The sequence below is a fragment of the Nocardia sp. NBC_00565 genome (assembly GCF_036345915.1).
In the GTDB taxonomy this organism is placed as follows: Bacteria; Actinomycetota; Actinomycetes; order Mycobacteriales; family Mycobacteriaceae; genus Nocardia.
Genome location: NZ_CP107785.1, coordinates 8,863,434 through 8,879,829, shown reverse-complemented (window position 1 = coordinate 8,879,829; position 16,396 = coordinate 8,863,434). Strand labels below are relative to the sequence as shown.

General features: G+C 63.6%; 11 protein-coding genes. 8 read left to right on the top strand and 3 right to left on the bottom strand.

Going from position 1 to position 16,396, the window contains the following annotated elements; translation table 11 throughout:
- The first annotated feature begins 48 nt into the window (after positions 1-48).
- Positions 49-1,494 carry a metallopeptidase gene (locus OG874_RS40580; RefSeq protein WP_330252322.1) on the top strand — a complete coding sequence of 482 codons (1,446 nt, stop codon included), beginning with the start codon at positions 49-51 and terminating at the stop codon, positions 1,492-1,494.
- Here OG874_RS40580 and OG874_RS40575 read toward each other — a convergent pair.
- The gene (locus tag OG874_RS40575) at positions 1,491-2,780 is read right to left on the bottom strand and encodes an FHA domain-containing protein (protein WP_330252321.1); all 1,290 of its coding nucleotides are present in this window, start codon (positions 2,778-2,780) and stop codon (positions 1,491-1,493) included. The two genes, OG874_RS40580 and OG874_RS40575, sit on opposite strands and share 4 nt — an antisense overlap.
- A gap of 141 nt (positions 2,781-2,921) precedes the next feature.
- On the opposite strand from OG874_RS40575, the gene OG874_RS40570 reads away from it, so the two are divergent.
- From OG874_RS40570 to OG874_RS40540, 7 genes are all read left to right on the top strand, one after another.
- Positions 2,922-4,127 carry a DUF7373 family lipoprotein gene (locus OG874_RS40570; RefSeq protein ID WP_330252320.1) on the top strand — a complete coding sequence of 402 codons (1,206 nt, stop codon included), beginning with the start codon at positions 2,922-2,924 and terminating at the stop codon, positions 4,125-4,127.
- A gap of 183 nt (positions 4,128-4,310) precedes the next feature.
- Entirely contained in the window at positions 4,311-5,495 is a 1,185-nt protein-coding gene (locus OG874_RS40565; protein WP_330252319.1) for a DUF7373 family lipoprotein, read from the top strand.
- A 10-nt stretch (positions 5,496-5,505) separates the two neighbouring features.
- Complete coding sequence (locus tag OG874_RS40560; RefSeq protein ID WP_330252318.1) at positions 5,506-6,723, top strand: DUF7373 family lipoprotein; 1,218 nt, start codon at positions 5,506-5,508, stop codon at positions 6,721-6,723.
- A gap of 8 nt (positions 6,724-6,731) precedes the next feature.
- Positions 6,732-7,952 (top strand): DUF7373 family lipoprotein, encoded by a 1,221-nt coding sequence (locus OG874_RS40555; RefSeq protein WP_330252317.1) that lies wholly within the window; start codon positions 6,732-6,734, stop codon positions 7,950-7,952.
- A gap of 119 nt (positions 7,953-8,071) precedes the next feature.
- A complete protein-coding gene (locus OG874_RS40550) occupies positions 8,072-9,658 on the top strand; it encodes a serine/threonine-protein kinase (RefSeq protein WP_330252316.1) in 1,587 nt (528 codons plus the stop codon).
- A gap of 373 nt (positions 9,659-10,031) precedes the next feature.
- Positions 10,032-10,355 (top strand): WXG100 family type VII secretion target, encoded by a 324-nt coding sequence (locus tag OG874_RS40545; RefSeq protein WP_330252315.1) that lies wholly within the window; start codon positions 10,032-10,034, stop codon positions 10,353-10,355.
- Positions 10,356-10,389: 34 nt separating this feature from the next.
- Positions 10,390-10,695: a WXG100 family type VII secretion target gene (locus OG874_RS40540; RefSeq protein WP_330252314.1), complete on the top strand. Its 306-nt coding sequence runs from the start codon at positions 10,390-10,392 to the stop codon at positions 10,693-10,695.
- A gap of 124 nt (positions 10,696-10,819) precedes the next feature.
- On the opposite strand, the gene OG874_RS40535 is transcribed toward OG874_RS40540, so the two are convergent.
- Positions 10,820-12,268, bottom strand: a complete 1,449-nt coding sequence (locus tag OG874_RS40535) for a type VII secretion-associated protein (protein WP_330252313.1) — start codon at positions 12,266-12,268, stop codon at positions 10,820-10,822.
- Entirely contained in the window at positions 12,268-16,308 is a 4,041-nt protein-coding gene (eccCa, locus tag OG874_RS40530) for a type VII secretion protein EccCa (RefSeq protein WP_330252312.1), read from the bottom strand. Before eccCa ends, OG874_RS40535 begins: the two co-directional genes overlap by 1 nt.
- Positions 16,309-16,396 lie beyond the last annotated feature (88 nt).

Genomic DNA, 16,396 nt, shown 5'->3' with positions numbered 1-16,396 from the left:
CGATCCGGAGACCGTTATGAATGTGCGACCGGCCGACTAGGGGGAGCCTTGCCGAAACTCCGTGCGACCGCCGTCATTACCGCAGCACTATGCATTGTCGCGCTGTTCGCGGGATGTACGCGGTCGGTATCCGGTCGGGCGGTTTCGGTCTATGACGATCCGTTCAAGGTCGCCGGACTGCCCACCACGAGCGGACCGAGCGGACCGCGCTCCGGCGTCTCCGACAGCTCGCTCACCGCGATAAACGGGGACAGCGGCGAGGTGGACGCCCTCGCGCTCAACGCGATCGACGATATCCAGACCTACTGGAGCGCCGAGTACCACAAGGACTTCGAGGGCGAATTCAAGCCGGTCGACAAGCTGATCTCCTGGAGCGCGAAGGCCCCGCGCAGTCAGGCGCTCGAATTCTGCAAGGAATCCACCTATCACCTGGTGAACGCCGCCTACTGCCGCTTGGACAACTCCATCGGCTGGGACCGCTCGGTGCTGTTGCCGACGATCGAGGACACCTTCGGCAAGATGGCGGTAATCATGGTGCTCGCCCATGAATACGGGCACGCCATTCAGACGCTGGCCAAAATCGTGGCGACCAAGGATCCGGTGATCGTCAAGGAGCAGCAGGCCGACTGTTTCTCGGGTGCCTTCATTCGCCATGTGGCCGAGGGCAAGTCGAAGCACTTCACCATCAACACCGCCGACGGCCTGAACTCGGTGCTGGCCGCGACGGTCGCCATTCGCGACTCCAATCCCGATGATCCCGAGAGCGTGCACGGTTCGGCATTCGAGCGGGTCACGGCCGTGCAGATCGGCTTCACCGACGGCCCGAAGGCCTGCAAGGCCATCAATATGAACGAGATCAACAGCCGCCGTGGCAATTTGCCGCAGAGCTTCAAGGATGATCCGGGCCACGGCGAGAATCCGATCGACAAGGACAGTCTGATCGAGCTCAGCAAGGCCCTGGCCGCGATCCTGCCGCTGAAGCAGACGCCGACCTACGACTACTCCGGCGCGAAAATCGATTGCCGCAACGGCGTTGCCACACCTCCGGTTTCGTACTGTCCGGCCGAGAACACCATCGCCACCGATGTATCAGCGCTGGCCCAGCGCGGTACGTCCAATGCCGACGACAATGATCCCTTACCGCTCAAGGTGACCGGCGATTACAACGGCTACGTCGTTTTCATCTCGCGCTACACCCTTGCCGTACAACAGAGCAACGGCCAGAAGCTCGTCGGCGCGAAGACCGGACTACGCGCGGCCTGCCTGTCCGGCGTGGTCACCGGCAAGCTCGCCCAACCCGGGCGCACGCAAGCACAGGGCGATATCGTCTTGGCCGCAGGCGATCTCGACGAGGCGGTCTCCGGTCTGCTCGCCGACGGACTCGCGGCCAGCGACGTCGAGGGCAAGACCGTGCCGAGTGGGTTCTCCCGGGTCGACGCGTTCCGCGCCGGGGTGCTCAGCGGCGAGCACACCTGCACGTCGCGGTACTCCTAACCGAACGGCGGCGGCGCGGCGGGTTCGAAGCGCAGCACCCGATTGCCGATCATCACCTCGGTCCCCGGCACCAGCACCATCGGCTGGTTCGGTGGTATGCGGATCCAGTCGCGATAGCCGGGCAGCCGGGTGCGGGTGCCGTTGGTGGAACCCCGATCCACCAGGGACACATCCCAATTCACCAGCAGCACCTCGGCATGCGCGCGGGACATGCCGCCCGAGGAATCCTCGACCTTCAGCGGCACCAAGCCGCGGCGCGCCTGTTCGGAATGCTCCGGATCGCGGCCGAGGACCGCGTCGGCGGCCAGCATGTAGGTCATGCCGTCGTCGAGGACCAGCATGCCGAGCGGCGGACGCACCACCTCGATCAGCTGCTGTGTCTGATCGACCGGCATACCGCAGACCGTGCAGAACGCCGAGCGCGGATCACTGGGATGCGCTCGCGCACACTTGAATCCCATCACCCTGACCGTCAGCGCGGTGGCCTTCGCGGTGGCCTCCAGCCGACGCTGCAGATCTGGATCCGCGCGCGGGGCCGGGTTGGTGCCGCCGGTTTGGGTCGATGCCTGATGCAGGTCGGCCGGTTCCTGTTCCTGGACCGAATCGAGCATCGCGGTCGATGCCCTGGTCTCGGTCGGGTGCGGTACCGGTGCGGGCCGCTGGGTCGGTCCGGTGTCGATGCGTGCGGTCGGTGGTGGCGGCGGTTGATGCGCGGCCTCGGGCGGCGCGGGCACGGAACTGGCGCGCACCGCGTCGGACCAGACGATCGCACCGCCCGCCTGCGCGATCCCCTCCACCAACCAGCCGATCCCGCGTTTCGTGGGCAGCTCGGGAATGCGGCCATTGGGATCGTCGACGAGCAGCGCGACGGCCCGCGCCGGCACCGTCGCGACCCGATCGACCGTGAACGCCGCATCGCTGCCGCGGTAGTGCTCGAGGGTCCCGTCACCGGCCAGTACCGCGGTGACCGCGCCGTGCAGGAAGATCGCCACTCCGCCGGTCTCGGCCGCGGACAGGATGCCGAAGTCGATCGGCTCGCCGGGGCTGATCTGCTCGGCATCCTTCATCAACCAGCGGGTCGCCTGCCGCGCGACCAGCGCGCCAGGGCCTTCCGGATGCTGTTCAGCGGCCTCGCGCGCGATTTCGGCCAGCGATTCCAGCGCGACGACGGCCGGTGCGTCCGCAGTCAGGCGGGCGCGCCCACGATGCGCGACGACCACGACCGCACCCGCGACCCGGGCGACGGCGTGACCTCCGATGACGACCTCGACCTGCCGATCCTTCAACGGTATCGGCCTCCTGGGGGCAGGCATTGCAGGGTCGTCGCCACACCGACCAGGGTATTGCAATCCGGCCACCAAGGGTCCCCCTGCCCGGCGTCCGTCCGGTAACTTCAAATGCACATCGGGAGGAACGAGGGGCCTGTCATGGTTAGGACTTCGCGCGTCGCGCTCGCCGTGGCTTGTATCGCGACGGCAGGGATGCTGGTCGGCTGTAGCGGCGTGCCGGGCACGGCGCTGCCTGCCGAACAGGACGTGCGCAAACTGGAGGTCGGCACGTATCCGGTCGATCGGCACGAATACAACCAGGACGCGGGCACGAACGGCGCGCTACTCGAGGGCATGCGCATGTCGGACGCCGTGGTCGCGTCCTCCAGGATCGACCCGTCGCTCACCTACGGACGGGAGGGCAAGGTGCTCACCACCATCGACGATGCCGTCGAGCACGTCGCCGCCGCGTCCAAGCCGGTGCTGGAGAACCGCAAGTACCTGACCGGATATGCCTCCAGCGGCTCGGACAAACCCGATCCCCCCGGCCAGACCCGGCCCTCGGCCGACACCACCGCGGTCACCAACGTGGTATTCCGGTTCCCGGACGAGGCCACCGCGAAGATCGCCGCCCGCGAACTCGAAGACGCCGATATCAATATCTCCCCCGACAACCGCAAACTGCCGTCGAGCAAGTATCCGGACGCCTACATCCATTGGCGTCCGGGCGTCGCCAATATCGGCACATTCATGGCGCACAAGGAATTCGTCATCTCGCTGTTCGTCGGGCGCCCCAAGGCGGACGGTCCGGACCTGCTCAGCTGGGTCGAGAAGACGCTCGACGCGCAGGTGCCTGCGCTGGACAAATTCCAGGCCACCCCGCAGGACAAGATCAGCGGTCTGAAGGTCGATCCCGAGGGCATGCTCGCGCGCGTGGTGGTCGCCGATCGCCGCGGTCACACGCCGAACGCCGATAACTTCGCGGTCTACGGGCCGGGCTACTTCGTCCAATCGGCCGAGGACGAGTCCAAGACCCAGAAGCTGGTGGACGAGGTCGGGGTCGAGAAATTCGGCATCGTCGACAACGGCTCGGTCACCCGGGTCCGCGACTATCCCGCCGCACAGAAGTTCATCGACGGACTCATCGACGAGGTGCGCGACACCTTCGACGCCATCGACGCGCCCAGGGACGTTCCCGGCGCGAAATGCTTGCAGCTCAACAGCAAAGGCGATCCGGAACGGCAATACAAGTACCGCTGTTACGTCGCGTACAAGCGGTATGTCGGTGTGGTCACCAGCGACAAGGAGCCGGATGTGCGGCAGAAGGTGACCGCGCAGTTCGCGCTGTTCGCCAACAGCTTGTGAACCGACAGACCCAGCGGTACGCATCGGCGGCCCAAACACTGGTCCCGATGCTGGAGGCACAGGTGAAATAGGGCCCGGCGCTGAGGGCGGGCGTGAAGTAGGATCCCGCGACAAGTACGCGAACAAAGGGGGAGGGCGTTGAAGCTCGCCGTGAGATCAATCGGGCTTCGGACCGCGTGTGCCATGGTGACGGCAGGCGTGCTAGCGGCAGTCGTCGGCGCCTGCGGCTCCGAGGTATCCGGGAATCCCGGACGTGTAGAGACCGATGTCTCCGAACTGAATGTCGGGAACTACCAGACGAAGCCGCGCGAAATCGGCAATGCCAAGAACGATAAGCAGGCCCGGGCGCGGGAGGCACAGCGGCTGGCGGACTATGTGACTCTGCCGTATGAGGCGGATCCATCCTATGTCGAGGACGCGTGGGGCGTCCGGCCACATATCGTGCTCAACCGTAAGACCCTGGGACCGCTGATCATCAATGACACGTTCGATGATGTCGCCAAAGACTTGGTGGCGGGATGGGTCAATGCATGGGCGACAGCCGATAACCCAGACCACAAACAGCGCACTTTGAACGTCGCGGTGCTGATGTTCCCCGACGCGCAGACCGCGCAGACCGTCGGCCCGACGCTAGAACACGACGACTTCACGTATAACAACGGCAACGAGCCGATCCAGATCGCCAATTATCCGAGCACTACAGCACATTGGCGGCCGAGCGTCTCCTCCATCGGCGCATGGACGGTGCACGACCGATACGTCATCTTCATGAAGATCGTCGACGATACGTCCGCGCCAGACCTTCCCGCGTTGACTGCACAGGTCGAGAAGATGCTCGGCGTGCAACTCCCGCTGCTCGACAAGTTCCAGCCGACCCCCGCCGCGGATCTGCAACGCATCCCCCTCGATCCGCCGGGGCTCCTCGGGCGCACCCTCCCCAGCAATCCGGACGCGCCGGTTCGCGCCGAGCCCGACGGCTTGTACACCGGGCGCGGATCGCTTTCGCTGTTGTCGAGTCCCGGGCAGGACGAGCTGTCATTATTCGAACGAACCGAAGTCGATCTCGTATCCTTTGGCGACGCGGTGGTTTTCCGGAGCAAGTCGAATACGGGCTCCGAAGCCCTTTGGCAAGAATGGCGACCATCGACACATTCGCGACCTGGCGATAAAACCGTCGACGCTCCTACTGGACTTGGCCAGAATATCGAGTGCTACGCAAAAACGACGCAGTCTCTCGACAAAGAGCTCATAATAGCGAATTTCTGCTTCTTACAGGTCGACCGATATGTTATCCAAGCGGCAGCGAAGCAGTTGCAAGATCTTCATCAGAAGATCTCCGCTCAGTACGCTCTCCTGACCGCACGATGAGGACGATCCCGTGAAGAGACAATTGTCTGCTGCGGCGGCACTAGCGGTTGCGCTTCTTATTGGCACCAGCTGTGCGAGCTCGATCGATGGACAGCCTCTGCCGGGTCTGGCGCCGGTTGATCTGTCCACCCTCAAGACCGGAGCCGCAGCCACCGACCCCTCGCCGTTCAAACTGCGAACCAGCTCCGATACTGCACAGTCGGTGCGGTTCATAGAAGCGCGCCGCATGCTGAACTACGTTGTACAGCCCTTCGACGTGGATAGTGATCTGACGAGCGTCGGCTTCGTCAAGTTGATCGCCGATTCTACGTCGATGACTGCCGACGGAGCGCTCCCGGAAATTTACAAACAAGTCGGCGACAACAATAATCTCGTCGCGGGCGCGTACGTTTCTCGGAGCAACGGGAACCTGCGCAGTCAAAAAAGATTGATCATATCAGTTCTGCGCTTCGCATCGGACGCCGACAGCAAGAATGCGGCAGACGATTTCGCCAGAATAACTGCCGAACAGCGTGAGCGTCATCCGATCCCCATCGACAGCTACCCTGATGCACGTGCGACATCAGCTGACAACCTCTCCGCGAACGCATTTCAGCCACACGGCCCCTATGTCATCGCAATCAGCGCGGGAATGCCGGAGGCAAACCAGGATAAGCTCGCTGGAACCATCAAGAAGACAATAGATTTGCAGATCCCCCAAATTGACCGGCAGCAGCCCGTTCCGGTCGACGACCTGCTGGACCTTCCCCTGGACCCCGATGGCATCATGCGTCGAGCGGCACCGAAAGCGAAGGACTATTCCGATCCGGGCTTCAGCCTTTACGACGAAGATTTCGGCCCGTTCGAACCAGCCGGGATATTGCATTTCGAGCGCAATCCGATCGATGTCAGGAAGGCATTTGAAGAGGGTGGGGTGGATCTGATCGGACGCCGGGCAGGCACCGTCTATAGAGCACGCGACCTCGCTGCCGCAATTCGGCTACAAACCGCACTCACCAAACCCGGCAAGAACGACACGGTCCTGGATCCACCTCCTGGCCTCGGTGATGCACAGTGTCTGCGGCTCGACTTAAAAGATCTGAATCGGCAGTACAGCAGCTTCTGCGCAATCGTCTACGACCGCTACGTGGCGGTCGTCATATCTTCATTTCCCGAGCTGGCGAGGGTTGATCGTCGTCTAGAGGAACGCACTGCGGGGCAGTACTCGATTCTAGTGAAGAGTGGGTGATCGAAATCATGGGACGACGTCTTCGAATATGTGCCACCGCACTCGCATCTACCTTGGCGCTGACCGTCGGCGCATGCGGAAACGACACCAACAACGACGCCGCTCTGAGCAGTACCGCAGTCGACATATCGAAGCTGGATTCGGGCAACTACCCGACCACCCCGAGCGATGTCGAGAAGACCAGAACCGACGACTCCGGTGCAGTCCGTGAGGCAATCCGAATCGGCGCCGCGATTCCACTCGTCATGGATGTCGACAACCGATTCATATTCGATTACCACACGTACATCAGTCGAATGCTCACTCCTCGATCCAAACCTAACTTTACTGGCACAAAATTGGAGTCCGAGGAGTTCAACACTATCGCGCCCGGACTTGTGGCCGGTTGGTATACCTTGGGTCAGCGACGGGAAGAATCGGGGCTCGGGCGAGAGATCGAAATGGACGCCATCCGCTTTTCGAGTTCCGACCGGGCCAACGCCGCCGCGCAAGCCTTGGCTGATCGCACACTGGGGGAGGGCTATCGCATCGCGGAGTATCCGGCCGCTCGCACCACATACGTTCCGAAGGTGCCGTACGGCTCGCCCCGGATGGCTTCCTGGCTCGCTCACGACGACATGCTTTTATACGTTCGGGTCGACGACCCGGTCAGTATTCCGTTCAATCCGGCCGAACAAGCCGACTTTGTGAAGCGCGCCTTCGACAAGCTGGTCGACGGGTTGAAGGGATACTCGCCCACTCCAATCGATCAAATCAAATCGCTTCCTCTCGACGTGGATGGGCTACTCAGCCGCACGCTGCCCTTCGACAAGGACAACAGGCCGGGTGGATCCGACCCATCAGCGGTCTACCCCAAGCGCGCGGCGATGCACTTCGAGCGGCATCCCAACCTGGCCATGGCCGCCTTCGACGATGCGGGAGTCGACAATATCGCCGTATCGGCCACCGCCATCTATCGCACGCGTGACATATCCAGTACGACCCGGCTCATCGCGGCCCTCGAGGCGCCGGTCATCGATGAGGAGAACTACGCCAAGGTCGACAGTCCCACCAACCTGGCCACCGCGCACTGCTACAACGCCAAGCCCGGCATCTCATCAGCGTCGAACTACCCACCCGTGTGTTGGATAGCGTTCGATCGGTACGTCGCAAAGGTGAACGGCCGCAATGTCCAGGACCTGCACCAGCGAACTGCGGCGCAGTACAAACTACTGGCGAGCGGGCGCTGATACGTGCTCGCCGTGCCCTGCATCGACGGCCGATGCGAGTCGAATCCGTTACTGCGGCTTGCTAGATTTCTTCGGAAGGCTCGCGTTTCGGGCCTTCGACATCATTGAGGGAGGACCGAATGGCGTTGCGGCCCGGCGCAATCGTTGGCGGATACCGGGTGATTCAGGTTCTCGGTAGCGGCGGGATGGGGACTGTCTACCTGGCGCAGAACCCCATCCTGCCGCGCCGCGACGCACTGAAGGTCCTCAGCGCAGATCTGTCGACCGACGATGAGTTCCGAGCGCGATTCGAGCGGGAAGCCAATCTGGCAGCTGGACTGGATCATCCGAACATCGTCGCGGTGTACAACCGCGGCGAGGAGAACGGCCAACTCTGGATTGCCATGCAATACATCGACGGGGTAGACGCCGCAGACGAGGCCCGGAAGGGGCCCTCGGTCATGACACCGCAGCGAGCGCTGCGCATAATCTCCGAAGTGGGTAAGGGGCTCGATTACGCCCATCGGCGTGGCCTGCTGCATCGCGATGTGAAACCCGCAAACTTTTTGCTCTCCGCAGCCGAGCAGGGTGACGAAGAACGGGTGCTACTGACCGACTTCGGCGTTGCGAAGTCGGCCGAGGACGGCCAAGATCTCACGGCGACAGGCAATTTCATGGCCACGGTGGCCTATGCGCCACCGGAGCAGTTGGTCGGCACAAGTTTGGATCACCGTGCCGACATATACAGTCTCGGCTGCTCGTTCTTCAAACTTCTGACGGGCCAGAATCCGTATCCGTCGACGATGCCCGCAGTCGTCATGATGGGCCACCTCCACGAGCCACCACCCAAGTTGAGCGCTGCGCGCCCTGGCCTACCCGCCGCGCTCGACGCCGTGATCGAGAAGGTCATGGCCAAAGATCCGGCTTATCGATACAGCACTTGTCGAGAGTTCATCCAGGATGCGGAGGCCGCGCTGTATGGCACATCCCAGTTCATGGCACCCGGGCCGGCCTATGCGACCGACCCGAGACACACCCTCGCGACGCACTCGACCACCGCACCATCTCCGCCCCATACGACCGCTGCCCAGTCACCTCTCTCGATGTCGGTGCCGCAGCGCGAGGACACCGACCAGAGTCGGGTAGCAACACTGCGGAATGCCAGCACCCAGCGTGCCCGTGTCCGCCGTTTCCTGGTGCCGACCCTCAGCATCTTGGTGGTCGCGGCTGCCGTCGCGGCGGGAACCTTCATCTTCATCAATCGCGAGCCCGACTCCACCAGCGCCGGGAGCGGTGACCGACTGGCCGAAGTGCGTAAGGCCCATCCGGAACTCGATGGAAAGTCCGTTACTGCGTTCAACTTCGGCAATGCGACGCTATCGGTAACACTGAATCCCAGCACCCAGTCCAAGTTCCTGCAGGATATTGGTTTCAGGTATAGCTCGAAATACAAAGCAGTCGGTGACGAGAAGTCTCCGCGCCAGTTGTCCGTCAACACCTATTCCTTGGATATCGATACCGAGGTCATCATCGTGCTGAGGTCAGATAGCAAGGCTGGTAACGGGGGCTTGGGCGGTCTGCCGAGCGGACTGTTGAACACCCAGGCCAAGATCGTGATCGTGGACGACCCGTCGACTGTCCAGGCGTTCCAGGTGTGGACGGATCAGTCGACCAATACGCTTGTCGACAAGATGGTCCCCACCATCACCAAGGTCGTCACAAAGTAGCGTCCAGCGCGGGCCCCAGCCGAGGACCGTTTCCGGCTCCGGAACGCGGCACTGGCGCTCGACCATCGGCGAGTTCACCTGCGGCACAAAGCTAGCGTCGCACCTCGAGGTACGGTACCGTTGGCACACCGCCGGGGGGCTTGCTCGTCGGCGACAGTGAGTACGCGGAGGGAGGGACGTGTAAACATGGTAGATCACGACGACCGGATTGCTGGGGGTGTCCAGGTCCGAGGTGCCCCTTCGACGAGTTCGGGGCCGCACGCTTGAATCAACCGAACTTCTCCGAGATTGATGGAACCGATCCATCCTTACTCGCGTCCAATCAGATGAAGAGGCTGACTGGGATCGTCGGCCCGAACCGAAGGGAGCCACAGTGGCACCAAAGGCAAGCGTAGACGCGGGAGCGCTCAAGACCTTCGCACAACAATGCGAAGACAAGCACTCCCGGTTGGTTCAGGAAATCCAGCGGGTGAAGGCTCATGAGGACGCCACCACTGCCACCTGGAGCGGTGAGGCTCGCGGAGCCTTTGATTCCTTCATGGAGCGCTACTACTTCCAAGCCGACAAGCTGAACGACAAGCTGCTCCAGACGGTAGAGAACCTGGTGCAGTCGAGTGGGAAGTTCAGCGCGCAAGACTCTGCATTCCAGCAGAGCGTGCAGTCGCACGCCTCCAGCCTCGATCTTCCTCCGGTGTAATTCCGTAATTGCGATCAGGACTCAAGGAGCTGAAATGGTAGCAAACTCCGTCAGTAAGATTTCCGCGGACTTCCATGCCGTCGAAGCCGGCGCCATGGACATCAAGAACCAGGCCCAGGGCATCATGACCATGCTCGACGACTTCAAGAGCGATGTCTTGAAGTTCGTGCAGGACAACTGGGAAGATGGTGCGGCTTCCGAAGCATTCCAGGAGCTGCAGAAGATGTGGAATCAGCATGCGGCCCAGCTGAACGAGACCCTTAATGGCGCGGCCCAGCTGGTCAGCACTGGTAACTCCGAGCTGCAGGGTACCGACACGGCGCTCGCAGGCCTCTTCTGAGATTCGTTTCAGACCATTCGTGCCCCTGGCGGATCCGCCAGGGGCACGAATGGTTTCTGTTCGGTAGGAGGTAACCCCGGGAACCATCTGCACCGGACGCGCTGAGCCCCGCTGCGGCGATTGTCTATGCCGTCACCTGCACGGATGCCGCGAACTGCTCGCAGGCCTGCGCGATCGATTCCCAGCCGCCGAAGTACTGACATCCAGTGCTGACCTGAAGCCCGTGCTCCACCAGCACATGCCAGCGCACGGTTGACCCATCTCCAGGCTGCTCGGTGTACGACAGACCGGACTTGCCCCCGAACACAACGTCGCGCTTCAGCTCACTCACGGTTCCATTCGGTCGCTGCTTCATCTGGGCTTCCAGATTGGCCGCGACTTGTTCGTATCCGGTACCGGGCGCGACCGAAGTCTGAATCACGGTAATGCGCATGCGAGTTCCGTCCGATGGGACCACGTCGACCCGCGGCTTGCTCGGATCGGGTGTCTGCGCGAGACGCCACCCAGCGAGAATCTGAAACCGCAGGCGCCCAAAGGTTTCCATTGACGAAGTGGGCGCTGACGACGGCGACGCGCTTACCGGCGGCGGTGTGGTGCCGGCGACCACAGTTGTGCCCGTTGATGAGACGGCAGGACTCTCCTCCGAGCCACCGAATCCGAATACCGCGCCGACGACGGCCGCCGCGACAACCACGCCCGTCGCAACGCCAGCGAGGACGTAGGCCTTCGTATTACGGCCGGGCGGCTGCATCGCCGCTGCTCGTTGACGCAGCGGCTGCATCCATTCCATGGTCGGCAGTGGCGCGACTTCGGGCTGGTACACCGGTTCCTGCTGCGGTCCCCGCACCAGATCGGCGCCGGCCATCGGACGGAGTTCGACGTCGGGTCCGCAGAGCTGCAGCGCCACCGATCTGATCACATCCAGTTTCGCGGGATCGGCAATACCCACTGCCTGCACGACATCGGCGGGTTGGCCCGCGAGCAGCCGATCCACGAGCGCGGACAATTCCGCGGGACCGTTCGAGTCCGGCTCGAAGTCGGCTACCGCGAGATTCGGTTCGTGCTCGCAGGATTCGATGTGGATGCCCTGGTGGCTCCGGACCACCGCGGTAGCGGTGGTCGAGAGTGGGCCGAACTCCAGGACGACCGTGCGCCTGCTACGGCCGGCCCCGGCATCGGCGACCACCGCGCGAATCGCCATGTCCTCGAATACGACATCAGCGGCGAAGCGGCGCACCGCATTGTCGATTACGGCTCGGCGCCGACTGCCCCATTCCGTCGGGCAAACCACGGTGACCTGGCCGCATGGGAGAGGGATACCGAGGTTTTGTAACGCGGTGCCGACGACCGCGACGGTTGCCTCGGCGATGCTCGGCACACGCGGCAGTAGCGCGATCCGGTCGGCGCCGACAAACTGCACTGCGGAGATGACCTGCGTCGGCGGCGTAAGCGGTTCTCCGACAACAAGATCCCCATTACTGCCCAAGACCACCGACGGCGGCGCATCCCAATGTGTGGCAGAGCTACGCGCCCAGACGCGGGCGTCGGTCAACACCAAAACGACTGTCGGCATCACTCCGCCGGAGGCATCCACGCGAGCTGAATCAGGCCTTCGCTGTTTCGTGTGACGTAGGTGCCACGCCCGGGCGGCTTCGGGCCGGGGCGGGTGGTACCCATCAGCACACCTTCGTCCCTACTGCAGCTCAGAATCAAACCTGCCGATCCAAGGTCCTTCATTCGAGCGACCGTTGCCTCGTACATCGCACGGCTCGCGCCGCCTGACCGCCGCGCGATAATTACGTGGAACCCGAGATCCCTGGCGTGGGGCAGATGATCCACAAGGGCGGAAACCGGGTTGCCAGAGGATGAGGCGACCAGGTCGTAGTCATCGACGATGACATAGAGCTCCGGGCCACTCCACCATGAGCGGTTCCGCAGTTGCTGCGGCGTCACATCGGGCCCCGGCGTCCGCTGGGCGACATAGGCGGCAAGATCCGCCATGTTCTGAGTGAATTGCGGTGCGGTGGAACCATATCCGGCGAGGTAACCGTCTGGCACCAGTCCGAGCATCGTTCGCCGGTAGTCACCCAGAATGAATCGTGCCTCGTTCGGGGTATTCGACGCGGCGATCCCCTCGATGATCGACCGCAGCAAGGTTGTCTTACCGGTCTCGCTATCACCGATGATTATGAAGTGCGGGCTCTCGGCGAAGTCTAGATAGACCGGTGCCAGCTCGGATTCGTTGATACCAACCGGGATTCGCATGCACTTGACGCCCCGCGGAAGCTGCGATGGCCAATTGTCGGCAGCCTGCAGCAACTGCTCGCGCGGCAGCAACTCCGGAAGCATACGGGCCGCCGGTGCAGACCGTCCCGGTGTCAAGCGGGCGATTGTCGCGACCGCTTCGGAAACCGACCGACCCAGGGTCGCCTGATCGGCACTGCCATCGATCCGCGGCAGGCCGGTCAGCATATGCAGGCATTCGGGTGTCATACCGCGCCCCGGACGCCCCTGCGGAACCAACTGGGCAAACTTGCGGCCCAGATCCGAATCCATCGGGTCACCGAGCCTGAGCTCGATGCGGGTGCCGACCTGGTCCTTGAGGGCGGGTCGCGCCTCAGCCCAGCGGTTGAGAGCGATAACGACGTGCACACCGTAAGAAAGGCCTTGCACACCAAGGTTCATGATGGGCTGCTCGAGTGTCTCGAAGTCCTGGCGGATCGAGCTGAATCCATCGATCACCAGGAAGACATCGCCGAACGGATCCTCATGTGCGCCAGCGGCGCCGGGGCTGCTGGCCGGGTCCATGGCACGCAGGCGGCGGAACTCGGTCATCGATTCGATGCCGAGTTGACGGAAGCGGGCCTCGCGCTGACGGACGATGGTGGTCATCTCGGCGACCGTGCGGCGGACCTTGTCCTCGTCCAGACGGCTGGCCACCGAGCCCACATGGGGCAGACCTTCCAGGCTGGCCATGGTGCCGCCACCGAAGTCGAGGCAGTAGAACTGCACCTGTTCGGCGGTGTGGGTGAGCGAGAGCGCCATGATCATCGTGCGCAGTGCGGTCGACTTGCCCGACTGCGGGCCGCCGACGATCGCGACATTGCCGCGCGAGCCCGACAGGTCGACGACGAACGGGTCGCGGCGCTGGTCGTAGGGGCGGTCGACGATGCCCATGGGGGCGCGCAGGGTGGCGACGGCGGAGTATTCGCCGGTGAGCACGCTGCGCGGGATGAGCTGGTCGAGGGTGGGGGCCTCCTCCAGCGGCGGGAGCCAGATCTCGTGGGCCGGGCGACCGTGACTGCGAATGCGCGAGGCCAGCATATTGAGGTTGGAGATCTGTTCGCCGTCTTCGGACTGCGGCTCCGGATCGTGCGACGGCTCGGACGGAAGCGGGATCCGGTCGACGGGGCGGAAGTCGACGTGGGTCGCGGTGAAAGCGCGTGCCTTGACGTCGATTTCGCCGCCGGCGACACCGGCCTGGGTGACCTCGCGCTGGGAGCCGCCGCCGACGTAGGGGCCGGAGACGTAGGCGGCCTGGAAGCGCTGGATCTCACCGGAGTCGGACTTGAGGTAACCGCCGCCGGGGGTGCCGGGCAGGTTGTAGGCGTCGGGGACGCCGAGGACCTGGCGGGATTCGTTGGCGGAGAAGGTCTTCAGGCCGATGCGGTAGGACAGGTGGCTCTCCAGGCCCTTCAGCTTGCCCTCTTCGAGGCGCTGCGAGGCCAGCAGCAGGTGCACGTGCAGCGAGCGGCCGAGGCGGCCGATCATCACGAACAGTTCGGCGAAATCCGGGTGCTGGGTGAGCAATTCGGAGAACTCGTCGAGCACCACGAACAGCGCGGGCAGCGGATCGAGATCGGCGCCTGCGGCGCGGGCCTTCTCGTATTCGGACACGTTGGCGAAGTTGCCCGCCTGGCGCAGCACTTCCTGGCGGCGGTTCATCTCACCGGCCAGGGCGTCGCGCATACGGTCGACGAGGTCGGCTTCCTCTTCCAGGTTGGTGATGACGGCCGCGACGTGCGGCACACCGTCCAGACCGAGGAAGGTCGCGCCACCCTTGAAGTCGACCAGGACCAGGTTCAGCTGGTCCGGGGAGTGCGTGGCCAGCAGGCTGAGCACCAGGGTGCGCAGGAATTCCGACTTACCGGAACCGGTTGCGCCGATGCACAATCCGTGCGGGCCCATACCGCTCTCGGCGGCTTCCTTGATGTCGAGTTCGATGGGCGCACCGTCGGCGCCGACACCGAATGGCACGCGCAGACGCTCGCGGCCGTAGCGCGGACGCCAGGCGTGTTCGGGGTTGAAGGTACCGATATCGCCGAGCTTCATCAGCTGGGTCCAGGTCGAGATCACTTCGGAGTCGTCGTTCTCGACGTCGCTGCTGCGCTGGGTCGCGGCGCGATACGGCGCGAGTCGGCGCGCGACCTGCTGGGCCTGCTGCGGGCTGATCCGGTCGATGAGGGCGAAGCGTTCCTGGTTGCCGGTGGCGCCTCGGCCGACGCATTCACCGTTTTCGACAACCATCTTGATACCGCGCGAAACGGCCAAACGCGGTGCGTAACCGCACAAGTCGATGATGGTGACGCCCTCGTAGCCGGATTCGCGCAGTTGGTCTTCTTCGGCCTCGAGCAGGCCACCGTCGACGACGATGACGATATGCACCAGATTCGCGTTGGCGGGCTGGTTACGGGAGTAGCGAACGCGGTTGGCCAGCAATGGATGCAGGCCCGCGCTGGCCTCCCGGATCGAGCCGTAGAACATGCGCTGGGTGCCGATGCCGTCCTGCGCGTCCGGATGCTGGGTGTGCGGCAGCCATTTGGTCCACTCCCACTCGCGCGCGGTGTCCGGACCGCAGACGACGGCGATCAGGACCTGGTCCGGCGCCTGGAACATGCACAGCTGCAACAGCATTGCGCGCGTCATATCCCGGGCCTCGACGCGATCGCCGTCCAGCGCGATGGTCGCGAAGCCCTTGACCGCGATGGCGGTCGGCAGATCCGGCACGGTCGAATGCGCGCGCACGAAGCGGCGCAGCGAGACTGCCGCGATCGGCTCCAACTCCTCGACCGGACCGGTCTCCGGCGCGACCAAGCGGGTTGCCAAGCGCTGCCCGCCGATACCGATGCGGGCGTGGCAGAAATCCTTGTCCCCGGCGCGACGTTCCCACATACGGGAAGTTCCGGCCAGCATCCAGATCAGCGCCGGCTCCGGGTGGCTCCATTCGACGGAGGCGCGCTGCTGCGTGGCCGTCTGGTCCACGTCCTTGCGGACCTGATCGAGGTAGCGCAGGTAGTCCTTGCGATCCTCGTTCGCCTCGGCCGCCTTCTGTCCCTTGCCGCCGCCCTGACCGGCGAACATGCCGACCATGGAAACGACCATCATCATCGGGAACATCATGCTCATCGGGTTCGACGCGATACTGCCGCCCTGGGTGAACAGCAGCGCCATCATGCCGACCATGCCGACGACCATCACGACCGGCATCAACTTCGAAACGAGACTGCCCGGTGTGACGCGTGGGATCTCGGGCGGCGGCTGCAGGGTGACCTCGCCACCAGGCGAGCGTGGCATCTCGCGACGCGCACGGCGCTGGAACCGGACAGTACTCATGGAACGAGATCCCCCTCTTCACAAGCTGCACTTTTTCGGCCTCAGTGTAGAGGGCACAGCTGACATGTCGTACAGTTCGACCAGCATT

What these genes read in the sequence shown, in the direction of transcription:
- OG874_RS40550 (WP_330252316.1), top strand. Translation starts at nt 8,072, where the DNA reads ATGGCGTTGCGGCCCGGCGCAATCGTTGGCGGATACCGGGTGATTCAG.
- OG874_RS40570 (WP_330252320.1), top strand. Translation starts at nt 2,922, where the DNA reads ATGGTTAGGACTTCGCGCGTCGCGCTCGCCGTGGCTTGTATCGCGACG.
- OG874_RS40535 (WP_330252313.1), bottom strand. Translation starts at nt 12,268, where the DNA reads ATGCCGACAGTCGTTTTGGTGTTGACCGACGCCCGCGTCTGGGCGCGT.
- OG874_RS40555 (WP_330252317.1), top strand. Translation starts at nt 6,732, where the DNA reads ATGGGACGACGTCTTCGAATATGTGCCACCGCACTCGCATCTACCTTG.
- OG874_RS40540 (WP_330252314.1), top strand. Translation starts at nt 10,390, where the DNA reads ATGGTAGCAAACTCCGTCAGTAAGATTTCCGCGGACTTCCATGCCGTC.
- eccCa (WP_330252312.1), bottom strand. Translation starts at nt 16,308, where the DNA reads ATGAGTACTGTCCGGTTCCAGCGCCGTGCGCGTCGCGAGATGCCACGC.
- OG874_RS40565 (WP_330252319.1), top strand. Translation starts at nt 4,311, where the DNA reads ATGGTGACGGCAGGCGTGCTAGCGGCAGTCGTCGGCGCCTGCGGCTCC.